Genomic DNA, 686 nt, shown 5'->3' with positions numbered 1-686 from the left:
TGAGCGTCTCGTGGGCTCGGGAGGCGTCTGTCAGGCTGTTCACGCCACCAGAGGTGGCGGTTTATCCGAGCAGCTTTTGGCTGCTCGGGATGCGCTACCATGCGATTTTTTCAAGGAGCCATCTCATGCAGCGTTTGGTAAAGCCATCGGATTACGTCCTGCAGGACGTTCTCGGCCAATCGATGTATCAGATTCCCTGGGAGCCCAGGCTCTGCCCGGGCAACCCTGCAGAAGATCCCGAGGCTGGCGCACTTCTTTACAACGCATTCGTCCAGGATCAGGCCAAAGGTGTTGTGCCGCGGACACCCGCCGAGCAGATGAGTGACATTCTGGATTGGGTTTTCGAAACGGCAGGCGAACCCGCCCGCAGCCTGGCCGCTGACTTGGCGGCAGCGTACCTAGGCAATCACGCCTTCCTGATCGATGATCTGGATGATTGGGACGCGGAAACCAAGTCGCATCGGGCGCACATGGTTTTTCATGGCGAGGACATTAGGGGACTTTCAGCGCGAACCGTCATGAAATTGCGGGCTCGAGCTGCCGCCGGATTTTAGCCGCGAAAATATCGTTAGACCGGTTGTTGCTACTAGTAACACGGGAGCGCATAACGAATAGAAAGGAACCCGCCCGGACGGGCCAAGAAGGTGTCGCAATGCGTATGACGTTTGGCAGTGCCTGCCGTAACG

The 686-nt window shown here is 57.7% G+C and carries 1 protein-coding gene; it reads left to right on the top strand.

Annotation, left to right across the window (positions count from 1 at the left end; genetic code table 11):
* On the top strand, positions 1–554 hold a 554-nt coding region (locus GHO03_RS24605; RefSeq protein WP_218574333.1), incomplete at its 5' end, for a hypothetical protein.
* Positions 555–686: the final 132 nt, after the last annotated feature.

The organism is Pseudomonas sp. FSL R10-1339, assembly GCF_009600545.1.
Lineage (GTDB): Bacteria > Pseudomonadota > Gammaproteobacteria > Pseudomonadales > Pseudomonadaceae > Aquipseudomonas > Aquipseudomonas bubulae.
Note: the sequence above shows the minus strand (reverse complement) of the source record. Positions and strands in the feature narration are given on the sequence as shown.